The sequence below is a fragment of the Cedecea neteri genome, from assembly GCF_000758305.1.
Classification (GTDB): Bacteria; Pseudomonadota; Gammaproteobacteria; order Enterobacterales; family Enterobacteriaceae; genus Cedecea; species Cedecea neteri_C.
This window is the reverse complement of the sequence record NZ_CP009458.1, coordinates 2,303,094-2,324,006: the sequence shown is the minus strand read 5'-3', so window position 1 is coordinate 2,324,006 and position 20,913 is coordinate 2,303,094. Positions and strand designations below refer to the sequence as shown.

Annotated in this window: 17 protein-coding genes and 1 tRNA gene; 10 read left to right on the top strand and 8 right to left on the bottom strand. The window is 55.4% G+C overall.

Annotation, left to right across the window (positions count from 1 at the left end):
- Nucleotides 1-64 precede the first annotated feature (64 nt).
- Genes LH23_RS10800 through LH23_RS10770 form a run of 7 tightly spaced genes read left to right on the top strand, consistent with a single transcriptional unit; the run spans nucleotide 65 to nucleotide 6,411 of the window.
- Nucleotides 65-949, top strand: coding sequence for a FliM/FliN family flagellar motor switch protein (locus tag LH23_RS10800; RefSeq protein ID WP_039291015.1), 885 nt, complete (start codon nucleotides 65-67; stop codon nucleotides 947-949).
- The gene (gene fliN / locus LH23_RS10795) at nucleotides 936-1,337 is read left to right on the top strand and encodes a flagellar motor switch protein FliN (protein WP_081946078.1); all 402 of its coding nucleotides are present in this window, start codon (nucleotides 936-938) and stop codon (nucleotides 1,335-1,337) included. Before LH23_RS10800 ends, fliN begins: the two co-directional genes overlap by 14 nt.
- Nucleotides 1,334-2,104, top strand: a complete 771-nt coding sequence (gene fliP / locus LH23_RS10790) for a flagellar type III secretion system pore protein FliP (RefSeq protein ID WP_039291013.1) — start codon at nucleotides 1,334-1,336, stop codon at nucleotides 2,102-2,104. Before fliN ends, fliP begins: the two co-directional genes overlap by 4 nt.
- Nucleotides 2,105-2,106: 2 nt before the next feature.
- Nucleotides 2,107-2,379 carry a flagellar biosynthesis protein FliQ gene (gene fliQ / locus LH23_RS10785; RefSeq protein ID WP_039291011.1) on the top strand — a complete coding sequence of 91 codons (273 nt, stop codon included), beginning with the start codon at nucleotides 2,107-2,109 and terminating at the stop codon, nucleotides 2,377-2,379.
- A gap of 3 nt (nucleotides 2,380-2,382) precedes the next feature.
- A complete protein-coding gene (fliR, locus tag LH23_RS10780) occupies nucleotides 2,383-3,156 on the top strand; it encodes a flagellar biosynthetic protein FliR (protein WP_039291008.1) in 774 nt (257 codons plus the stop codon).
- Nucleotides 3,156-4,295: a flagellar biosynthesis protein FlhB gene (gene flhB, locus LH23_RS10775; RefSeq protein WP_039291007.1), complete on the top strand. Its 1,140-nt coding sequence runs from the start codon at nucleotides 3,156-3,158 to the stop codon at nucleotides 4,293-4,295. Before fliR ends, flhB begins: the two co-directional genes overlap by 1 nt.
- Nucleotides 4,296-4,308: 13 nt before the next feature.
- The gene (locus tag LH23_RS10770) at nucleotides 4,309-6,411 is read left to right on the top strand and encodes a flagellar biosynthesis protein FlhA (RefSeq protein WP_071842774.1); all 2,103 of its coding nucleotides are present in this window, start codon (nucleotides 4,309-4,311) and stop codon (nucleotides 6,409-6,411) included.
- Nucleotides 6,412-6,657: 246 nt separating this feature from the next.
- Here the strand turns inward: LH23_RS10770 and LH23_RS10765 are convergent, their stop codons facing one another.
- The 5 genes from LH23_RS10765 to folD form a co-directional block, all read right to left on the bottom strand.
- The gene (locus LH23_RS10765; RefSeq protein WP_231560179.1) at nucleotides 6,658-7,590 is read right to left on the bottom strand and encodes a lysozyme inhibitor LprI family protein; all 933 of its coding nucleotides are present in this window, start codon (nucleotides 7,588-7,590) and stop codon (nucleotides 6,658-6,660) included.
- A 242-nt stretch (nucleotides 7,591-7,832) separates the two neighbouring features.
- The gene (gene malI, locus LH23_RS10760; protein ID WP_039291003.1) at nucleotides 7,833-8,849 is read right to left on the bottom strand and encodes a Mal regulon transcriptional regulator MalI; all 1,017 of its coding nucleotides are present in this window, start codon (nucleotides 8,847-8,849) and stop codon (nucleotides 7,833-7,835) included.
- Between the two features lie 70 nt (nucleotides 8,850-8,919).
- Entirely contained in the window at nucleotides 8,920-10,419 is a 1,500-nt protein-coding gene (locus LH23_RS10755; RefSeq protein WP_008455993.1) for a PTS transporter subunit EIIC, read from the bottom strand.
- Between the two features lie 298 nt (nucleotides 10,420-10,717).
- Nucleotides 10,718-10,930 carry a ribosome-associated protein YbcJ gene (gene ybcJ / locus LH23_RS10750; RefSeq protein WP_008455991.1) on the bottom strand — a complete coding sequence of 71 codons (213 nt, stop codon included), beginning with the start codon at nucleotides 10,928-10,930 and terminating at the stop codon, nucleotides 10,718-10,720.
- Between the two features lie 2 nt (nucleotides 10,931-10,932).
- A complete protein-coding gene (folD, locus tag LH23_RS10745; protein ID WP_008455989.1) occupies nucleotides 10,933-11,799 on the bottom strand; it encodes a bifunctional methylenetetrahydrofolate dehydrogenase/methenyltetrahydrofolate cyclohydrolase FolD in 867 nt (288 codons plus the stop codon).
- 196 nt (nucleotides 11,800-11,995) lie between these two features.
- Here folD and LH23_RS10740 point away from each other — a divergent pair.
- Nucleotides 11,996-12,072: transfer RNA gene (locus tag LH23_RS10740), tRNA-Arg, on the top strand.
- A gap of 90 nt (nucleotides 12,073-12,162) precedes the next feature.
- Here LH23_RS10740 and LH23_RS10735 read toward each other — a convergent pair.
- Nucleotides 12,163-12,861, bottom strand: coding sequence for a response regulator transcription factor (locus tag LH23_RS10735; protein ID WP_039291001.1), 699 nt, complete (start codon nucleotides 12,859-12,861; stop codon nucleotides 12,163-12,165).
- 243 nt (nucleotides 12,862-13,104) lie between these two features.
- On the opposite strand from LH23_RS10735, the gene LH23_RS10730 reads away from it, so the two are divergent.
- Both LH23_RS10730 and LH23_RS23070 read left to right on the top strand, forming a co-directional pair.
- Nucleotides 13,105-16,011 (top strand): response regulator, encoded by a 2,907-nt coding sequence (locus LH23_RS10730; RefSeq protein ID WP_197062509.1) that lies wholly within the window; start codon nucleotides 13,105-13,107, stop codon nucleotides 16,009-16,011.
- Complete coding sequence (locus tag LH23_RS23070) at nucleotides 15,989-16,609, top strand: response regulator transcription factor (RefSeq protein WP_052050182.1); 621 nt, start codon at nucleotides 15,989-15,991, stop codon at nucleotides 16,607-16,609. Before LH23_RS10730 ends, LH23_RS23070 begins: the two co-directional genes overlap by 23 nt.
- 28 nt (nucleotides 16,610-16,637) lie before the next feature.
- Here the strand turns inward: LH23_RS23070 and LH23_RS10720 are convergent, their stop codons facing one another.
- Nucleotides 16,638-20,246 carry a transporter substrate-binding domain-containing protein gene (locus tag LH23_RS10720; protein WP_231560178.1) on the bottom strand — a complete coding sequence of 1,203 codons (3,609 nt, stop codon included), beginning with the start codon at nucleotides 20,244-20,246 and terminating at the stop codon, nucleotides 16,638-16,640.
- 8 nt (nucleotides 20,247-20,254) lie between these two features.
- On the bottom strand, nucleotides 20,255-20,887 hold the full coding sequence (locus LH23_RS10715) for a response regulator transcription factor (RefSeq protein ID WP_197062508.1): 633 nt from the start codon (nucleotides 20,885-20,887) through the stop codon (nucleotides 20,255-20,257).
- Nucleotides 20,888-20,913 lie beyond the last annotated feature (26 nt).

Here is a 20,913-nt window from a genome sequence, read left to right as displayed (position 1 = left end):
GAGATGAATCAATAATGAAACTCATCACTAACATCGCCAGACACCATGGTTATGCGGAAGAATTATGCAGCCTGTATTACAACGACTCAGAATCCATCACCGCGATCGGCTTCCCGACCTGGTGAAATTGGAAGTAAATAAGCTTGGACGCCCCTGGCATAAGCTGCCTAAAATCATGAATGATTGCTTCGATACTCTTGATGCAAGACTGGGTATTTATTTCCTTAAAAAATTCAGAGTAAACGTCATGTTAAAAAATATGACATTTACCATTGATAGAAATTACAAAAACACGCTGATATTTTCTACCGATTACGGCAATCTCGGTTTCGATATTGACCGTATTTTGTTGCTAAATATTCTTCATGATTACTATGGACTGAGTAAAGACAGTGCGCAGGTTACGCCGGATTTGTCTCAGCCAATTTCTAAAACGGAAGAACGGCTAAAAAATAAATTAGGCCAGGAACTGACTGCGCTTATCGTCAATAAAGAAACCTTCGGCGAAGAGCTGGAAATAAAGAACGATTACTCCACGGTTATCAGCAAGTGGTCGTGGTGTATTACGTTTAGCCTGGAGGGATACGAACAGGGCGTATTTACCATCCTGCTCGACCATCTGCATGTGGATCGCATGTTGGCCATGCTTCGGACGCCTGACAGTGGAGACGGCGAGCGAGAGTCCGCCCTGAGTGCCGGGCAAATAGAAAGATTGTTCTACGACCTGCCGCTGAAGCTGAATGGCCGCCTGGCGTCGCTGAACCTCACTGTCGCACAAATTGCAGATATTGAACCAGGGGATATTATTCCCATTTCTCTGAACCAACCTATACCGATTTTTATCGGCAAAGAGCAGATTTTTACCGCTGAAATTGCGGAAGATCGCGGCAAATTACTGTTGAGTGAATTTAACGATAAAGCGGGTGAGAATCACTATGAGTCAAATTGAACAAGATCTGAACCAGGCGCTGGATCTGGATGACCTGAATTTCGACGATATCCCACAGGAAGAGACCGTGGAAGGGAACATTCGCCTGGATTTGCAGGAAAATACCTCTCGCGCAAATCCTATGGATCAGATCCGCAAGATGTCGCTGTTCAGCCGCATCCCCGTTACCCTGACGCTGGAAGTGGCTTCGGTGGAGATTTCGCTGGCCGATTTAATGTCGGTCACCAACGACTCCGTGGTTGAGCTGGACAAACTCGCCGGTGAGCCGCTGGATATAAAGGTTAACGGCATTCTGTTTGGTAAAGGCGAAGTCGTGGTGCTCAACGATAAGTACGGGCTGCGCATTACCGAATTTAACAACAAAAACCTGGGCGAGCTGGCGGGATGAACAACCTGCTCCACGCTCTGACGAGCAGAAAAAGCGGCCTTGCGGCACTTCTGATGCTCGGCATGTGCTTCTCGCCGCTGCTGTTTGCCGCCAACGGCGAAGTGACCTTATTTAGCGCCAACAACACCGACACGGGCCAGGATTACAACGTCAAAATTGAAATCTTGATCCTGATGACCCTGCTCGGCCTGCTGCCGATCATGGTGCTGATGATGACCTGCTTCACGCGCTTTATCATCGTGCTGGCGATTTTGCGCCAGGCGCTGGGGCTGCAGCAAAGTCCACCGAACAAAATCCTGACCGGCATCGCGCTGGCCCTGACGCTGCTGGTGATGCGCCCGGTGTGGACCACCGTGTACAACGACGCCGTCGTGCCGTTTCAAAACGATAAAATAACCCTGAATCAGGCCCTGGCGACCGCCGAAGTACCGCTGAAGAAGTTCATGCTGGCGCAGACCAACAACAAGGCCATGTCGCAAATGATGAGCATTGCCGGTGTCACCGGCGACGCGAGAGAACAGGACTTAACGGTCGTCACACCGGCCTACCTGCTCAGCGAGCTAAAAACGGCCTTTCAGATTGGCTTTATGATTTACATCCCGTTCCTGGTCATCGACCTGATTGTCGCCAGTATTTTGATGGCGATGGGGATGATGATGCTCTCCCCGCTGATTGTCTCGCTGCCGTTTAAGCTGATGCTGTTTGTACTGTGCGACGGCTGGACGCTGATCGTGGGTACGCTGACCTCCAGCGTACAGGGGCTGTAACGATGATGAACATGGATACCGCCGGTGACATCATGGCCTCCGGCATTCAGCTGGTGCTGCTGATTTCCGCCGTGGCGATTGTTCCCAGCCTGCTGGTGGGCCTGTGCGTTAGTATTTTTCAGGCCACCACTCAGATTAATGAACAGACTCTGAGTTTCCTGCCTCGCCTGGTGGTCACGCTGCTGGTGCTGATTTTTGGCGGTAAATGGATGCTTACCCGACTGGTAGACTTCACGACTGAAATCTTTCACCAGGCCTCTTCGCTGGTCGGCTGACATATGGGCATCAACATTCACGATCTGCTTAATCCGCTGATGGCGATGATCCTGCCGTTTATACGCATTCTGGCGTTCATCCACTTTTGCCCGGTGCTCGACAGCAAAGCCTTCTCCCGTCGTATAAAAATCGCCACCGCGCTAACGCTAACGGTGTTGATTACGCCGATGCTGCCGCACAACGTGGTGCTGAGTGAACTGATGTCGATGAGAGCAATTTTGCTCATCGGCGAACAGTTACTCTGGGGATTGCTGTTTGGCATGACGATGCAGCTTGTCTTCGTGGCGCTGCAAACCGCCGGCCATATTCTGTCGATGAATATGGGCCTGGGCATGGCAATGATGAACGACCCGGTTAACGGCGGCTCGACGGCGGTGATTTCGCAGATCATCTTTGTTTTTTGCGCCCTGCTCTTTTTCATCATGGACGGCCATCTGCTGGTGGTCACCATCCTGGTAAAGGGGTTCACCTATTGGCCTATCGGCCAGGCCATCAATGAACCCACGCTAAAACAGCTGGCACAAAGCCTCGGCTGGATCATGTCCGCCGCCACGCTGATTGCGTTGCCCACGACCTTTGTGATGCTGATTGTGCAGGGCGGTTTTGGCCTGCTGAACCGCGTCTCGCCGACGCTAAACCTCTTTTCACTCGGCTTTCCCATCAGCATGCTGTTTGGCCTGCTGTGCATCACGATGATTGTTTCCCATATTCCGGAGCACTATCTCAATTTGACCAATGAGATCCTTGCCCGACTTGACGCCATAAGGGTGCAGTAATGTCGTCATCCTCAAGCGGAGATAAGAGCGAAAAACCAACGGCGGGCAAGCTGCGTAAAGCCCGCCAGAAAGGGGATATTCCGCGCTCAAAAGACATGACCATGGCGGTAGGGCTGGTGGCTTCTTTCGTGACCATAAGCAGCTTCTTCCCTTATTACAAGTCGCTGATAGGTGAGTCATTTCTCTCCGTTGGCAGAATGGCCGGACGGCTCGACGACAGCGGCGCGTTGAGCCAGTTTATGCTGCTTAACGTACTGGTGATCCTCAAGTTCATCGCCACGCTGGTGCCGATTCCGCTGGCCTGTATTGTGGCAAGCCTAATCCCCGGAGGTTGGATATTCACCCCCAACAAGCTGCTGCCCGACTTCAAAAAAATCAACCCGATCAGCGGATTTAAGCGCATGGTCTCCGGCAGTCACTACGTCGACGTTGGCAAGATGCTGCTGAAATGTGGGGTGATCCTCGCCGTGCTCTACACCATGGTGCACGACTCCCTGTCCGGGTTGCTTTACCTGCAGCAGCTTTACCTGCGTCAGGCAATCAGCAGCGGTTTCGATATTTTTCACCATGTGATCAGCTACTTTGTCGCAGTGATCGTTATCTTCGCCCTGCTGGACGTGCCGCTCAGTAAATTTATGTTCACCAAAAAAATGCGCATGACCAAGCAGGAAGTGAAAGAAGAGCATAAGAGCAACGACGGTAACCCGCAGATTAAAGGCCGTATTCGCCAGTTGCAGCGTCAAATGGCGATGGGCCAAATCAACAAAACGGTGCCTTCGGCGGACGTTATCGTCACCAACCCGACTCACTACGCCGTGGCGCTGAAGTATGACCCGAATAAAGCCGAAGCGCCCTACATCGTGGCGAAAGGCGTGGACGACGTGGCGATGTTTATTCGTGAAGTCGCCCAGAACCACGGCGTGGAAATCGTCGAGTTTCCACCTTTGGCTCGCGCGGTGTACTACACCACCCGCGTTAACCAACAAATTCCGGCGCAGCTGTTTCGCGCGATTGCCCATGTCCTGACTTACGTGATGCAGGTGAAAGCCTGGCGGGCAGGAAGCGTTGAGCAAAAACCCCGCCTTAACAGGCAGATAGACATTCCAAAAGAGGTATTAAAAGCCGATGGCGAACAATAAGTTTACCCAGGCCATGACTGTGCTGAGGCAAACGCACGTGGGCGTGCCTGTGCTGAGGCAAACGCACGTGGGCGTGCCTGTGCTGCTGCTCAGCGTGCTGGCGATGATCATTCTGCCGCTATCACCGCTGGTACTGGATATCCTGTTTACCTTCAACATCGTGCTGGCGGTCATCGTGCTGCTGGTGGCGGTAAACAGCAAGCGCCCGCTGGATTTTGCCGTCTTCCCGACGCTGCTGCTGATCACCACGCTAATGCGTCTGACGCTGAACGTGGCCTCCACGCGCGTGGTGCTGCTGCACGGTCATGAAGGTGAAGGCGCTGCCGGGAAAGTGATCGAGGCCTTTGGTCAGGTCGTTATTGGCGGGAACTTCGTGGTCGGCTTCGTGGTGTTCGTTATTCTAATGATCATCAACTTCGTGGTCGTCACCAAGGGCGCAGAGCGTATTTCTGAAGTGTCGGCCCGCTTTACCCTTGATGCCCTGCCCGGCAAGCAAATGGCAATCGATGCCGACCTGAACGCCGGCTTAATCAATCAGCAACAGGCCAAGACGCGGCGTAAAGACGTTGCCAACGAAGCCGATTTCTACGGCGCGATGGACGGGGCCTCGAAGTTCGTGCGCGGCGACGCCATTGCCGGGATCATGGTGCTTATCATCAACGTGATCGGAGGGATTTGTATTGGTATTTTTAAATACGATCTTGATGCCAGCCACGCCTTCCAGCAGTACGTGCTGCTGACGATTGGTGATGGCCTGGTGGCGCAGATCCCATCGCTGCTGCTGGCGACTGCGGCGGCCATCATCGTGACCCGAGTAAGCGATGGCGGCGACGTTAGCCACGAAATTAAGACGCAGCTGCTGGCTCGCCCGAACGTACTTTATACCGCCGCGTTCGTGATGTTTATTCTGGCTGTCGTACCGGGCATGCCGCATATTGCCTTCCTGAGCTTTACCGCCCTGCTGCTGTTTGCCGCCTGGCGACAGAGCAAAGTGGTACAGCCTGCGCAGCAGCAGGATGATGACATCCTGGCGATTCAGGAGGCACTCATCCCCGACACGGAACCCACCGTCAGTTGGGACAGCATTCCGCTGGTAGAGCCGATTGGTTTAAATCTTGGTTACAAGCTAGTTGCGCTGGTTGATACAGCCAAAGGCAGCCCGCTTTCGCAGCGTATTCGTGGGGCGCGCCAGGTTATCTCTGAAACCTGCGGCGTGCTGCTGCCGGAGATCCGCATTCGTGAAAACTTCCGCCTCAAGCCCGCCCAGTACGCCATCCACATCAATGGTATTCGGGTGGCGCTGGGGGAAGTGAACGCGGAAAAATTAATGGCTATTCCTGGCACCGAGCTTTACGGCGAAATCGACGGCGTACTGGATACCGATCCGGCTTACGGGATGGCCATCGTCTGGATTGATCCTGACCAAAAGGCGCGGGCGCTAAATCTTGGCTATCAGGTGGTGGACTGTGCCAGCGTGGTGGCCACACATGTCAACAAAGTGGCGCGCCAGCATTTGCCAGACCTGTTTAACTATGACGATATTACTCACTTGCATTCACGCCTTGCGTTGCAGGCACCCAAGCTTGCGGAGGACTTAGCGAATGCGCTGAATTTCAGTCAACTGCTGAAAGTGTACCGCCAGCTTCTGCTGGAACAGGTGTCGCTGAAAGATATTGTCACCATTGCCGCCACGCTGCTGGAAAGTTCGGCGGTGACCAAAGATCCGCAACTGCTTTGCGCCGATGTGCGCTACGCCCTGCGCCGCGCTATTTTGCACAACATCAACGGCGACCGCAGACAGCTTGCCGCCTACACCATTGATAACGACCTGGAAAACCTGCTGCTGAACGCTCTGAATCAGGCCCAGCAGGCGGGGAAAGTTGCGCTGGACAGCTTCCCGGTTGACCCCAATATTCTGGCGCAGTTGCAAAATACCATGCCGATGATTTACGAGCAGATGAAAGCGAAAAGCCTGCCGCCGCTGCTGCTGGTCACCCCACAGCTTCGTCCAATTCTGGCGCGCTATGGCCGCCTGTTTAGCGCCGGTCTGCACGTGTTGTCTTATAACGAGGTGCCGGACGACAGTGATTTGAAGATTGTCGGGACATTGGCGTGATTTCCCCTCACCCCGGCCCTCTCCCCAAAGAGGCGAGGGGGGAAACAAGCGATGGGGGATATGGCTTATCCCCTCTCCCTTTCAGGGGAAAATAAACCGCAGCGAATTTTTTATCCCCTCTCCCTTTCAGGGAAAAACAAACCGCGGCGAATTTTTTATCCCCTCTCCCTTTCAGGGAGAGGGTTAGGGTGAGGGTAAAGACCTGAAGCGATGTTAAGTTTGAAAGAAGTGGCGGCGTGAGCAAAGCTACTTATCTAAAAACCGCAGCTTCCAGCTCTGAATCGTTCTAGGTAGAGGGCCAGTCTCATTCCCTTTACCGCGATAAAACCTGGCCTCCTGAACGCCATTTTTCCCTGGCGTAGTCCGGGCGGCCCACATTTTACCGTCCGGTGTATACATAATAATGGCGGTATGGCGATTCGCCTCTCCGCGCACCCACATGGAAATCACTTTCGCGCCAATATTGTCGATATCGTCCTGGTAGATATAGACATTCGCGGAATCAACAAAGTTTTGATAGTCGTCCCCTACCATCTCCCTAAAACGGGTATCTGTTGCCGAGTCTGGGAAAATACCCAGGGACAACAACGTGGCTTTCGGGCGTGGATCCGTTGGACTTTTGGCATAGAGACCGTCAATAAATACGCCGGTCGGCATCGACAGACTACAGCCCCAGCTCGCGTTGCTGTAAACCTGAATGGAGCCGTCCTGTTGCGGGATAAGCAACAGCTTACAGTTACTGGTATCCTTCACTTTTTCCACAATCGCAATACCGTAGAGTTTTCTGGCTTCGGCGCTAAAATCATCATGATTCGAGCCTGCCCAGGCCTGAATATCAACGGTCAATGACCATTCAGCATTGCGGCTAAAGGTGAGTATCCCGCCGCTGCGGTTGGCCGCCGAGGTATTCCACCATTTTCCCTGCCAGTCAAAATTCTCTTTCACGTCAGAAATACGGCTAATACCTTCATAGTAGGCGCGTTCAATGCAGCTATATGACGTGCAGCTTTCAAGGGATTTTTCCCACTCCGCGTACTCTTTATGCACCGGGAGCGCATCGTGTTTCTCCAGCATGCTGCGGTAAATAACGGTCATCGCACTGTCAAGCCAGTGCAGGGTATCATTCGTGCAGATGGTATTTTCCAAAGGCGTAGCCGGACGCTGGCAACTAGCCGCCATCGCACTACCGGTATAAAAACCAGATATTAACAATAAGATGAAAAGCACACGCTTGAGCATATTTAAGAGAAAATTCTGAAAGAGAAGTGGCTATTCTGACCAGAACATATGCGGTTTGCAATCTCAGGCTGATTTCATCATTAATTGAAATAAAAATGAAAATAATGCGTTAATAATATGCCATTAATGTGAGTGGAAGGGTTTAATCGCATAATAATAACGGACGGGTAATATACTTCCCGTTATGCAGATTCGCGCGGCACCAGTTCACCAGAGATGATAATTCTCTGGGCGGGAAGTTCCGGCTGTTTGATTTTGCTGACAATTAATGCAGCAGCTTGTCGTCCGGTCTCTTCACTGGAGGCGGAAACATAGGTAAAGCTCGGCGAGGTCAGATTAATGTACATCATATCCTCGAAACCAATCAGCGAGACCTGCTGCGTTAAGAAAACGTCTTTCCCAACGGTGCGGCCAACCTGCTGAATGCCGGTAATTGCGCCGATAATGGCCGCCGGAGAATGACACAGCATGGCGGTAATCTGGTTGCTCTTTTCCAGCATCAGGCGCGTGGCAAAAGCCGAGGCCGATGTATCGTCTGCACATTCCGGCGCCCACTCTTCTCTGAACGGCAAGCCATACTGCTGCAGGGCGCTGCGGTAGCCAGACAGCCGCTCGGCGCGGATTAGGCAGCTTTTTGTGCCACCCAGCCAGGCAATATTGCGATGCCCTCGTTCAATGAGAAAGCGCGTGGCCTGGTTACCGGCCTGGCGATTATCCCGCCCAATCACATCGCGCGTGCTGGTAATGGTTGATTCAGAGATAACCACCGTGGGCAGCGGGCAGTCGGTAATGGCCTGGGGAACGTCAGCGGAGTGGCAGTCAGCGGCCAGATAAATCACCCCGGCAACGCCCTGCTGGCTAAACGACGTCAGGCAGTTGCGCAGCTGTTGCTCTCCGTCGCGCGGCTGGCCGAGAAACACCATATAGCCTTGTTTTTCGAGCTGCTGGACAACGCTCGCGGTGACGTTGACGGAGAAAGAGTTGTTAAAGTCACGAATAATCAGGCCGATCAGGTTAGAGGTGTTGGAGCGAAGGTTGGCGGCGGCAACGTTATGCACGTAGCCCAGCTCCTTGATAGCGGCATTGACCTTATCAATGGTCGCCTCAGAGATCTTGCCCTTCTGGCGCAGCACCAGCGAAACCGTCGAAACCGATACGCCCGCCAGCTCAGCGACATCAATGATGTTGACCTTTTTCATTCCACCCCTGTAACCGCACATCCATAAATTTCAGCCCCCTGAAACATACAGGAGGCCGAAAGGTATTACATTATTTACCGATCATCGTCGACATTGTCTGTGCAATAAATTGCGCCCTGGCACCAAATATGACCTGGATACCCGAATCGCCGACGAATACCACGCCGCGAGCGCCCAGACTGTTCAGGCCGTCTTTGTCGACCATCGAACTGTCGTCCACTTCCAGACGCAGGCGGGTGATGCAGGACCCCACGGAGTTGATGTTTGGTGCCCCGCCCAGCAGGCCGATGATATCGCCCGCCAGTTCGGTGTCGGTTTTGTCTCCCGCGTTAGCGGTCACTTCGGTGCGGCCCGGCGTTTTCACGTCGAAACGGCGAATCACGAAGCGGAAAGTGAAGTAGTAAATCAGCGCCATCGGCACGCCCACGACCACCGCCATCAGGAAGTTAGTCTGGTAGCCGTTGAACGACGGCAGGATCCCGAAGGAGATGTAGTCGATCATCCCGGCGGAGAACGATTTGGCGATATGGGCATGCAGCAGGTACATGCACATATAAGACAGGCCGGCCATCACCGCGTTGAACACATACAGAATCGGAGCCACGAAGATGAAGGTGAACTCAACCGGCTCGGTGATCCCGGTAAGGAAGCAGGTCAGCGCCGCAGAGAACAGAATACCGGAGGCAATTTTCTTATTCTTGGTGTTGGCTTCATGGTACATCGCCAGACAGGCGGCAGGCAGCGCGAACAGCATCAGCGGGAACTCGCCCTGCATGAATTTACCGGCATTCTGGTAGCTGTCGCTGCTGAAGGACTTCACGCCCTCTTCCAGCATTTTGAACCAAATCGTCTGGTCGCCGTGAATCACCTGCCCGGTATGGGTGGTGTATTCCCCGAAGGAGTACCAGAAGGACGGATACCAGATGTGGTGCAGGCCCAGCGGGATTAATGCGCGCTCAACCAGCCCAAAGATGAAGGTTGATGCGGCCTGATTATCCCCGTTAACCACCACGGACAGCGCATCAATGCCGGACTGAATGTACGACCAGACCCACGGCAGCACCATCCCCAACAGGAAGGAGAGAAACGCCGTCGCAATGGCCACAAAACGCTTGCCGGAGAAGAAGCCCAGGAATTCCGGCAATTGCATGGTGTGGAACTTGTTGTAGCACCATGCCGCCAGGATACCGGAGATCAGCCCGCCAAAAACGCCCATTTGCAGCGTCGGGATGCCGACCACCATGGCGTATTTCCCGCCCGCAGAGGCCATTTCCGGCGTGATGTGCATCACCGTGCCAATGGTAATGTTGATGATAAACACCGACACCGCCGCAGACAGCGCGGCAATACCTGACTCAGCGGCCAGGCCCACAGCGGAACCAATGGCGAACAGCATAGGTAGGTTATCGAAGATAACGCCGCCCGCATTCATCATCAGCGGTAAGTGAAACTTATCGCCGAACGCCAGCAGTAAACCTGCGGCGGGCAGCAGAGAGATAGGCAGCATTAAGGCGCGGCCAATCATGGAAAGCTTTGATAACGATTTAACAACACTGGACAACAGACTCATGGACGTTTCCCCCGGTGCAGACGCAGTAACCGCGTTTTGTCTGTTCACGCGTTTTTATGGTAGGTAGAACGTTCTAGTAGAACGTTCTACCTAGAGTGCCGAAACGGTTTTTGCCCCGCAACTGAATTCTGCGCTGTTGCCATATTGTTATCGAATATTTGAAGTGACGCAGGTTTTTAAGCCTGGTTTTGATAAGGGTACTTGGATCTGAGGTGGGAAAGGCTCTGCAACTCTCCTTCCCCCGAACGGCAAGGAGAGTTGATGCCTGCCCTCTTCGTTCAGAAAAGGGCGCGCGCGATTAAGGCTGAACGGTAATGCTCAGGCTTTCAAAGACGACGGTCTGACCCGCCACAATTTTGCAGCGCTTGCGGGTTTCAACTTCACCGTCCACCTTCACGAGGCCTTCGGCAATCACCGCTTTAGCCTGCGCGCCGCTTTCACACCAGCCTTCCAGCTTGAGCAAGTCGCACAGTTCAACGTGGGGGTGTTTACCTAGTGAGAAGGTCGCCATTATTACTCTCCATCAACATCATGATATTCCTCGCAGGCCTGCAAGGTATTCTGAATTAGGGTGGCCACCGTCATTGGGCCTACGCCACCCGGAACCGGCGTAATATACGAGGCTTTGGCGGCGGCTTCATCATAAATTACGTCCCCGACCACTTTCCCGCTTTCCAGGCGGTTAATGCCGACGTCCACAACAATAGCGCCTTCCTTAATCCATTCGCCCGGAATAAAGCCCGGTTTGCCCACGGCGACAATCACCAGGTCGGCGTTCTCAACGTGCTGACGAAGGTTCTTGGTGAAACGGTGAGTCACGGTGGTGGTGCAACCGGCCAGCAGCAGCTCCATGCTCATCGGGCGCCCCACAATGTTGGAGGCGCCAATGATGACCGCATTCAGGCCGTAAGTGTCGATGTTATAGCGCTCAAGGAGCGTCACGATACCACGTGGCGTGCACGGACGCAGGCGCGGCGCACGCTGGCACAGGCGGCCAATGTTGTACGGATGGAAGCCATCCACGTCTTTATCCGGGTCGATACGCTCGAGAACTTTGACGTTATCGATCCCGGCAGGCAGCGGCAGCTGTACCAGAATGCCATCAATCTCGGCGTCCGCGTTCAGCGCATCGATCAGCCCTAACAGCTCCGCTTCGCTGGTGGTTTCCGGCAAATCATAAGAGCGGGAGACAAAACCCACCTCTTCGCAAGCTTTGCGTTTGTTCGCGACATAAATCTGGGACGCAGGGTTCGCTCCCACCAATACAACGGCCAGACCAGGGGCACGTTTTCCTGCGGCAACTCGGGCTTTTACTTTTTCAGCAACTTCAAGCCGGACCTGCTGCGCAATCGTTTTACCGTCAATAATCTTTGCTGCCATCAGAGAGAGAATTCCATCTGTAAACTTAAAGGAAGGGGGTTGCGGCTATTTTGTCAGATGCGCGGCCCGCTGTCAGGCACTGATGTGGGTTTATGCTCATTTGTCGCGCAGGTGGTTGAAAAGCCATTGACTCAAAAGGTGCTGACCGTATAATCCACCCCGCATCAAGCCGTAATGTTTCTCTGCATTACTCAGTGCGCCCTTAGCTCAGCTGGATAGAGCAACGGCCTTCTAAGCCGTAGGTCACAGGTTCGAACCCTGTAGGGCGTACCATTTTGAAGTTAACACGCACCGAAATAACTTTCTCCCCCAGCAATCACGCTATCCCGGCCAGAAAACAGCCTCTCCCGCAGCCGCCAAACCTTACTTGAACAGATCTTCCCGGTACTTAAACAGCTCGGGATCGGAAGCAATCCCCAGTTTTTTCATGCCGCTTTGTTTGTGACAGCTGATCGTTTTCCGGCTTCGCTTGAGCTTATCTGAGATCTGCTGCACCGTCAGGCCATCCAGAAAGAGCCGCAGTATTTCAGACTCTCGCGGCGTCAGCAGCGCCAGCAGCCTGCTGACCGGCAGCGCGTCATCGCCAAAACGCGCGTCTAATGAGGCGCTGTTTTTGCGACGAGCGGGTAACTGCAGAAGCCCCGCTTCCTGCTCAGCCGAGAGATAGCATTTCCCCGCCGCCACCTGCCGCACCGCGTGAAAATAGCGGCTAATGTCTTCTCGTTTGTTGATGTAGCCTTTCACGCCGGCAAGCAGAGCCGCGTGGATCACCGCCAGGCTTTCCATTGAAGAAGACAGCAAAATCCTCTGGTCGGGGTAACGCGCCAGAATCTGTTTGATTAGCGTCAGGCCATCCACTTCATGCCCCTCGAGGATATAGTCCAGCACCAGCACATCTGCCCGGTGCGAGCTTAGCCACTGCAGCAGGTCTTTGCTCTGGCTAAAGCTGGCCACCACTTCCATGTCCGGCTCTCTTCGGGCGGCGATATCAAAAGAGAGGCGAATCATTGGGTGGTCGTCCAGCAGCACGACGCGGATTTTTTGGGGAGTGTTCACCTGCATGTATGCCTCTCTGTTTCACGCTTGATGCACCGGCTCATACGGTGTTCTGGGGTAGATCTTAGTCACACTTCTGGTGGTTTCTTATCAAGCTTTACTGAGCGACCGGTAAGCAATTGCTTACCTTGCTAATCACATCAAAATCCAGGACAGAGCCTGGAGGCTTTTGCCCCGCGCTTCGGCATCCTTGCCAGACTTTTCTTAGCCGCTACCCCTATGCTGACCGCCGTCGGAGCTGAATCCTTGATGAATAAAATACTCACCGCGCTGTTTACTGGCTGGCTATTTTTTCTGATGATTTCGGCCCAGGCGGCATCCCAGGCGCTGCAGCTTGCGCCCCGAATAGAGGTCAACCCGCCGACAGTGGATTTCCCGCCGGAGGTCAAAGCCTGGCTGCTTGCCAACCCCATCATCAACGTCGGTATTTGGGGAATATCCCAGCCGCCGATAAGCCTCGGCCTTGAAAACGGGGAGCTGGCGGGCATGGACGCGGACTATTTGTCCGTGCTGGAAACGACGCTTAACGTGCGTTTCAGGCTGCATTACTACCGGAGCAAAGGCGAAGCCCTGGCGGCGCTCAGCCAGAACACCCTTCAAATGCTTGCCGTCTGGAACCCGGCGCTGGACACCTGGCGCCCTGTTGAAGCCTCCGTGCCGTGGCTGCACGATACCGGCGTCATGGTGGTTGGCCACGAACGCGACCCCGATCGTCAACTGGCAAAACTTGGCTTGCTGGCGGAGCTGGAGGACATTGCCGCCGCGCCGCACGACCCGTTTGGCGTCGCCCCACACAGTTTCCAGGACTACCGGCACGCCATCAACGAAGTGGCCTTCGGCCAGACGGGGATGCTCGCACTCAACCAGGCCACCGCCCGGTACTTAACCCGCGACGGGCAGGTCGATAATATCTGGCTGATGCCCCATCCTGCCCAAAGTGACATCAATTTTAGCTTTGGCGTGACCCGCCGTTCGCCGCAGCTGCTCCGCGCCATTGATGACACGCTCAACGCTTTGCCGGTCGTCAGCCGGCTGCGCATCGCCCAGGGCTGGGGCGTTGACGACGACGGCACACAGGATTTACTGCCGCTTCAGCTCAGCGAAGAAGAGCAGCGCTGGCTGGACGAGCAGCAGCCGTTGGTCGTGCTGGTGGATACCCGCCGCGCCCCTTTCACGCTAATTAACGCCGCAGGGCAGCCCGATGGCCTGGCCGTCAACGTGCTGCGGCTTATTTCAGCGCGCTACGGCCTCAAGCTGCGCTACGAAATAGCCAACAGCGATGAAGAGCTGACCCGACTGATTGGCCGTTTTCCCGGCGCGATTCTGGCTCACCAGTTGACGATCCCAGGGGAAGACGAAACGGCGCGCCCGCCGGAAAAAGTCTCTTTCCCGTGGCTCGTCTCCCCGGCGGTGTTAGTCATGGATCGCCACCACCAGCGCCCGGCCTCGCTGCACGATTTAAGCGGCGAGCGCATTGCTATTGAGCGCCATAGCCTGTTGATCCCGTGGCTGGAAACCTGGTACCCCACGCTCAGGCTTATCCGCACAGACACCCTGGCCGAGGCGGTTCAGGCCCTGCATAAAGGCCAGGTGCGCGGCGTTATCACCAGCCAGTTTGCCGCGCAATACCAGATCAAGCGGGAGGAGGATATGCGCCTTTATCAGGCGCTGTCGCTCCCGCTTAAGCCGCTTAATTTCGGCTTTGGCTTCCCCGGCGATAACCCGCAGCCGCTCTCTATTTTCAATAAGGCGCTGCAAAAAATAACGCCTGAAACGCTGCTCAAACTGGCGGCAAGCTGGCGTGAGTCGCAGACCACGTTGGACAAGCCCGCCGTTAACGCGCCTTCCCTGCAGGCCCTGCTGTGGGGCGCCGCGGGCGTTGTGGCCCTGTTTACGCTGATTGCATTCTGGATAAACCATTTGCGCCACCGCCTGAGGGCGCTCGCCGCGCATCTACAAAGCCGCCAGGCGCTGATCGAGCAGCTGCAGGAGGCAAAAGAGGAGAATGAGCAGTTGGTGAAGTCCAGAGATGCCTTTATGCGCAGCATGGGGCACGAAATCCGCACGCCGTTGAACGCCATCGTGGGCCTGCTTGAGCTTGAGCTCCAGCGCTTTCAGGAACGACATCAGCACAATGAAAATGTGCAAACAGCCTACGAGTCGGCCTGTTCGCTGCAAATGCTGAGTAACGATCTCATCGACATCTTCCGGGCAGAAAATATGGATTCGGAGGGGCATTCCCGCCTCGTGAATCTCCCTTCTCTGCTGCACAGCACCGTGGCGCTCTACCGCCAGCAGGCGGAAGAAAAAGGTGTTGGGATTAAAGTTCAGTCTGACCTGACTCACCCGCAGGTTGAGTGCGACCCTTTGCAGATGATCCGCATTCTTTCCTGCCTGCTGCGGGACGCCATCAAGCATTCGTCCAGCGGGGAAATCATTGTGGCGCTGAGAGTCCTGGGCGAAGAAAAAGCAGGTGCGCTGCCGTTAAAAATCGAAGTGAGTAACCCGGCCTGGCCCGAAGCCTCGCAGCAGCACGTATTTTCAGAATGCCAGTGCGTAGCGACGGCGTCGGGAGCTGAACTTTTCAGGGCCGAACAGGACTCGCAAAGCGCGGCGGTAAGCTTCAGCTTTAGCGTTCGCCATTTTACCCCCGCGACGCCTGCGGCGCTAATAACCTCCGAGCTGGCACTGCCCGCCGCCGCACCTCAGGTGCTGGTTGTGGATGACTACCCGCCCGCCAGGCTTCTGCTCCGCCAGCAGCTTAAAAAACAGGGTTACCAGGTACTGACCGCCACGGATGGCCGCGAAGGGCTATCGCTCTGGCAACAGCAGCACCGCCACCTGACCATGGTCATTACCGACTGTACGATGCCCGACATGGACGGTTTCGAGTTAAGCCGCCACATTCGGCAGGCAGAAAAGCGCTTTGGCCTGAATCCAACCCCAATCTACGGCCTGACGGCGATGAGCCGCGAAGATGCCCGCGATAACTGCCTCGCCGCCGGCATGAACGATTGTTTAACCAAACCCTTGCAACCCGAAACCTTGCAGCACCTGCTGGTAACTACTCAACAAAAAGAGCACCAAGCTCGCCCGGAAGAGGCATGTCTCATGATGAAGAAAGGAACAGGTAATGAGAAAGGTATTGATCTATGAACAGCACCCTTTGATGCGCGAAGGGTTAACCGGGATCGTGGCCCAGCGGGGGTGGCAGGTCATGCTGATGCAGGAGGAAGAGCGTCATTTACTGCATGAACTCTTTAAGAAGCAGCCCGATATATTGCTTTTCGACCCCACGACGCTGAACGACGAAACCCTAAAAATGCTGCCTCGGGTGCAGATCCTTTGCCCCCGCATGCGAATGCTGGCCTACGCGGCGTCCGATAGCGCCTGGTACCGGCTGCTCGGCTGCAAACTGAGCGTTCACGGCTATCTCAATAAATGCTTTGGTGCTGCGGAAATAAATCAGGCGCTGGATAGCCTCGTGATGAGCAACTTTTTTTGCCTGCGCGGCCCGGAGGCTCAGAGGAGTATTGAAACCGCAGAGAGTAACAGCGAACAGCTGTTGCACATGACGCCCCGTGAACTTTCGGTTCTACGCCATTTGAGCGCCGGGTTAACCAATAAGCAGATTGCCGGCGAACTGCAGCTCAGCGAGAAAACGGTGAGTACCTACAAGCGCAATATTATGCTGAAGATTCATGCCAGAACCCTGCACGAGCTGATGGATTTCGCCCGCCGCAACGGGTTTTAACCAGGGGGCTTCGGCCCCTGTTGTTTGGTTAAAAGACCGTTCCGGCCAGCTCGTCTAGTGAACTAACATCCTGCAGGCGTTGCAGATAGCTATGCAAACGCTGGTTAAGCTCGCTTAACGGCCCGGCCAGGGCTTCGACGGGGACCTCGCCCCGGCAGGCTTTTTCCAGCGCCAGGCAGTCATCCGCCAGCGCATTTTGCCGGGCAATACGCACGCTGCCCGCCATGCGATGTACCAGGTCTGCAATCGCCAGCCGGTCACGCTCGGGCGTGAGCCCTTCAAGGTGGGCTAAGTCTTCACGCAGGGTATCAATCATCAGCGCCAGCATGGCTTTTTCCATCGCTCGATCCACCTCTTCTCCCTCGTCTTTAGCCGCCACGGCGTCACTATTTTTTACCCCGCCGCGCCCGCGCAGCATGTCGGCCAGCGCATTGATAGAGCAAGGTTTAAACAGACAGCCGTCCATGCCCGCCTCGAGACAACGCTCGGTCACCTCGTGCATCGCATTGGCGGTAAACCCGATAATCAGTGCCCGCTCGCGCCCCTGTTCCTCTTCGGATTCCCGGATGACCTGCGTGAACTGATAGCCGTTCATACCGGGCATGTTGCAGTCGGTGATGATCACCTCGAACGGCTGCTTCTGCCACACATGCAGCGCCTGATAAGCGTCTTCGGCCAGGGAAACCTGCTGCCCGAGCCAGCCCAGCTGTTTCGCCAAAAGCATCCGGTTGGCCGGGTTATCGTCCACCACCAAAATGTGCATGGCAGGCAGCGGCGCATCCGGCTGCGACGAGCGGGAATGGGCAGCCCCAGGCTCAGCCACAACGGGCAGGCAAAACGTGGCACAAACGCGAGTCCCTGTCCCCTTCTCGCTGCTGAGCATTAAGCTACCGCCCATGTCTTCGCAGATATTACGGCTGATATACAGCCCCAGCCCGGTGCCCGCCCGGCGGTTATCCGCCTGGCTGAAGGGCCTGAACAATGCAGCCTGCTGGACAGGATCGATGCCGATGCCGCTGTCCTGCACTTCGATGCAATAAACAATATTGTCGCCCGCCTCATCGTGGCTTTGCGTAAGCGTCAAGGTTACGCCGCCCTGGTCGGTGAACTTGATCGCATTGCTGAGCAAATTGGAAAGTACCTGCTTGATGCGCAGCGGGTCGGCCAGTACCGTTTCGCCCGCCGGTTCGGGCAGCGACTTGCTGAGGGTGATGTTTTTATCCATCGCCAGCCCCTGGAACACCTTCAGCAGGTTATCCACCAGCCTGGCGAGATTGACCGGCTCCGGGTGGTATTCAAGGTGCCCGCCTTCAATGCGGGAGAGATCCAGAATATCGCCGATAAGCCCGACGAGGCTGTCCGCTGAGTCATAGGCAACTTCAAGCGCCTGCAGATCCTGCTCGCCGTTCCGGCCTTTTTTCAGCGCCATATCTAACATGCCGATAATGGCGTTCATCGGCGTGCGAATTTCATGGCTCATGGTAGACAGAAAGACCGATTTTGCCCGGTTGGAATCTTCGGCCCGCTCTTTGGCTTCGCGCAGCTCGGCGAACAGAGCCTCACGCTCTGAAATGTCCAGCCAGCCTGCAATCACCCCCACAACTTTACCTTCGCTGTTGTGATAAGGCTGGATCCACTGATAAACGGTGATGCCAATGGACGCCCCGGGGTTATCCCAAAGATCGTAGCGTCGGTCTTCAAAGATGGGCAGATCGCTGGCAATCGCCTGCATCATTTGCTGGTGATCAACCGCGGCTTGCTCAGGCGAGCGTAAACCGGGGTACTCCACCATCGTTTTCCCCAGCGCCTGCTCGTAGACCACGCCAGTTTCCGCCAGGTAACGCTCGTTGCAGTAGGTCAGCCGACCTTCACGATCCCGGAGTGAAACCGGGAACGGCATGCTGCTGACCAACGTCTGCATCTGCGCCAGCTGGTCGTTAAGCTGCCTGCGCAGAGCCGCTTTGCGTTTTATTTCCCTGCGCAGCGTCAGCGCCCAGCCCATCAGCAGTAAAATAATCGCCGTGGTGACCAGCCCGCCGGTCACCAGCACCGTGCGGTAGCGGCTCCAGAAGCTGTCCACCACCACTAAATCGCTTGGCCGCCAGCGGTTTGCCAGGCTTTCGATTTCGACCGGGGGAATGCTCAGCAAAACTTTATCAAGAATGGAACGCAGCTCGGGGTCGGCGCGGCCCACGCCAAATGAAATCCAGGCGGGCTGGTCGCCCAGGGTCGCCACCACTTTCAGCTTGCCCGCGTAATGGGTTTTTATCTGGTAATCGGCCATCAGCAGAATACTGGCCGCGCCATCGGCTTTGCCGCTCGCCACGCTGTCCATAATTTCCGTTTCATTTTCCAGCGGGAGGATTTTGATTTCGGGATAACGCGCTTTAATTATGCCTTCTATGCCGCTGTTTTTGACCAGCGCCAGGGTTTTACCGCGCAGATCCGGCAGCGATTTTATCTCTTTATTTTTGCTGGCGACCGTCAGCGCAAAGGCGCTGCGTAGGTAAGGGCGAGTAAACAGGATCTGTTTTGTCCGCTCGGCGCTCGCGGTCATGGAGGCAAACATATCGGCATCGGCGGTGTTGACCAGCTTCAGGATCTCAGAGGTTGTGTCCACCGTAATAAAGTCAAACCGCAGCCCGGTGCGCACGCTGACGGCATAAAGCAGGTCGCTGACCATGCCACGCAGCAGCGGGCCGTTGCTGTCAATAAACGACAGCGGGGCCGCTTTGTCGCCGCCGTAAAGCGCAACTTTCACCACCGGGTGGCGCGCCAGCCAGGTTTTTTCATCCGGCGTGAGCTGTAACTCCCCCGCCGACTGGCTGATGTTGGCAAAGTTGGGCTGCCAGTTACGCAGGATCTCCAGCCGCTCTTCTTCCGGCACGTTCAGCAGCGCCTGGTTAATCAGATTCAGCAGCTCCGGGGATTGACGGCTAAGGGCAAAAGAGATGCCTTTGGCGGGAATATGGCTAAAGCGCACCATGCGCAGGCTGTTGAGAAAATTACGGCTGAGCGAGAAGCTGTTCCCCAGGTAAACTCTGGCCTGCCCGAAGGCGACGGCGCTGAGCGCATCCTGGTAATTGTCGTAGAGGCGAAAATGCGCGCCGGGATAATAATTCCGCACCACGTCGAGCGGCAGGTAGTCACGCACCATAGCGACCTGGGTGTTGGCTAAATCGTCCGGCAGCGCTTTGATGTCGTTAAAATCAACGCCGATCACCGGTCTTTCCGTGGCGTAGGGGCGCGAGGTCGCGAACGTCTCGTCTTCGGAGAGCGTACCTACCGATGGGATGAAATCAATTTCGCCCTGGGATAAGGCGCGCCAGGCTTCTTCCGGCGTATCGAACTGTTTAATTCTGAGCGGTAACTTGAGTTGTTCGGCGATGAGGTATGCGTAATCCGCGCTTAACCCCTCAAATTCATTGCGAATATTTCTCATCCCATAGGGAGGAGAGTCATAGCGAAAGATCCCCATCACCAGCTGTTTTTTATCGGCCAGGTAGCAGGCTTGTTGTTCGGTCAAGGTCAGCGTGGGAACGGCCTGAGGCGGCACGCGGGTCAGCAGCTGGAAATCCTCTGCCGCCGCAAAGCTCAGCGGTAAAAGCAGGCACAGAATCAGGAGCAGACGGCGCACGCAGGGCCTCACTGCAGCAGATTATTACGGCGAGCGAAGTCGATCATTTCCACCAGCGTGGTGACGTTAAGTTTGGTTTTTAGTCGGTGCTTGTAGGTGCTGATGGTTTTTTCGCTCAGCAGCAGTTGCTCGCCAATTTGCTTATTCCCGAGGCCGCGTGCGGTGAGGATCAGCACGCTCAGCTCGCGGTCAGACAGGTCGTTCACCTTCTGTTCCTCGTTCTGCACTTTACCCGGTGCCGCGCTGACAAAGTGGGAAGATTGCGGGAAATAGGCATAGCCCTTCAGCACGATTCTGACCGCGTCCAGCAGGTCGTTGAGATCATCCGTTTTGGTGACAAACCCGTCGGCCCCGGCCTGCTGGCAGCGCTGGGCAAAGTGAGCCCCCGCCTGAGAGGTCAGCACCAGGATCTTCATCGGCAGCGCCAGAGAGCGAAGACGCTCCAGCACCTGCATGCCGTCGATTTTCGGCAGGCCGATGTCCAGCAGCACCAGGTCCGGCTCCAGCTCGCGCGACTTTTGCACCGCCTCAATACCGTTGTCAGTTTCGCCGACGACCTCCATGCCGCTTTTCTCCAGCAGCATTTTCACCGCAAAACGGATCACCGGGTGGTCATCAACAATAAGCACTTTCTTAATCATCGCTCTTTTTCCTGAAGGGGCCCTGG

Excerpts from the sequence above, each read along its gene's own strand:
- LH23_RS10715 (WP_197062508.1), bottom strand. The coding sequence starts at position 20,887 with ATGATTAAGAAAGTGCTTATTGTTGATGACCACCCGGTGATCCGTTTT.
- folD (WP_008455989.1), bottom strand. The coding sequence starts at position 11,799 with ATGGCAGCAAAGATTATTGACGGTAAAACGATTGCGCAGCAGGTCCGG.
- LH23_RS10800 (WP_039291015.1), top strand. The coding sequence starts at position 65 with ATGCAGCCTGTATTACAACGACTCAGAATCCATCACCGCGATCGGCTT.
- fliR (WP_039291008.1), top strand. The coding sequence starts at position 2,383 with ATGGGCATCAACATTCACGATCTGCTTAATCCGCTGATGGCGATGATC.
- LH23_RS10755 (WP_008455993.1), bottom strand. The coding sequence starts at position 10,419 with ATGAGTCTGTTGTCCAGTGTTGTTAAATCGTTATCAAAGCTTTCCATG.
- fliP (WP_039291013.1), top strand. The coding sequence starts at position 1,334 with ATGAACAACCTGCTCCACGCTCTGACGAGCAGAAAAAGCGGCCTTGCG.
- LH23_RS10770 (WP_071842774.1), top strand. The coding sequence starts at position 4,309 with ATGACTGTGCTGAGGCAAACGCACGTGGGCGTGCCTGTGCTGAGGCAA.
- malI (WP_039291003.1), bottom strand. The coding sequence starts at position 8,849 with ATGAAAAAGGTCAACATCATTGATGTCGCTGAGCTGGCGGGCGTATCG.
- LH23_RS10735 (WP_039291001.1), bottom strand. The coding sequence starts at position 12,861 with ATGCAGGTGAACACTCCCCAAAAAATCCGCGTCGTGCTGCTGGACGAC.
- LH23_RS10765 (WP_231560179.1), bottom strand. The coding sequence starts at position 7,590 with ATGGCGGCTAGTTGCCAGCGTCCGGCTACGCCTTTGGAAAATACCATC.
- fliQ (WP_039291011.1), top strand. The coding sequence starts at position 2,107 with ATGATGAACATGGATACCGCCGGTGACATCATGGCCTCCGGCATTCAG.
- fliN (WP_081946078.1), top strand. The coding sequence starts at position 936 with ATGAGTCAAATTGAACAAGATCTGAACCAGGCGCTGGATCTGGATGAC.
- LH23_RS23070 (WP_052050182.1), top strand. The coding sequence starts at position 15,989 with ATGAGAAAGGTATTGATCTATGAACAGCACCCTTTGATGCGCGAAGGG.
- ybcJ (WP_008455991.1), bottom strand. The coding sequence starts at position 10,930 with ATGGCGACCTTCTCACTAGGTAAACACCCCCACGTTGAACTGTGCGAC.
- LH23_RS10730 (WP_197062509.1), top strand. The coding sequence starts at position 13,105 with ATGAATAAAATACTCACCGCGCTGTTTACTGGCTGGCTATTTTTTCTG.
- flhB (WP_039291007.1), top strand. The coding sequence starts at position 3,156 with ATGTCGTCATCCTCAAGCGGAGATAAGAGCGAAAAACCAACGGCGGGC.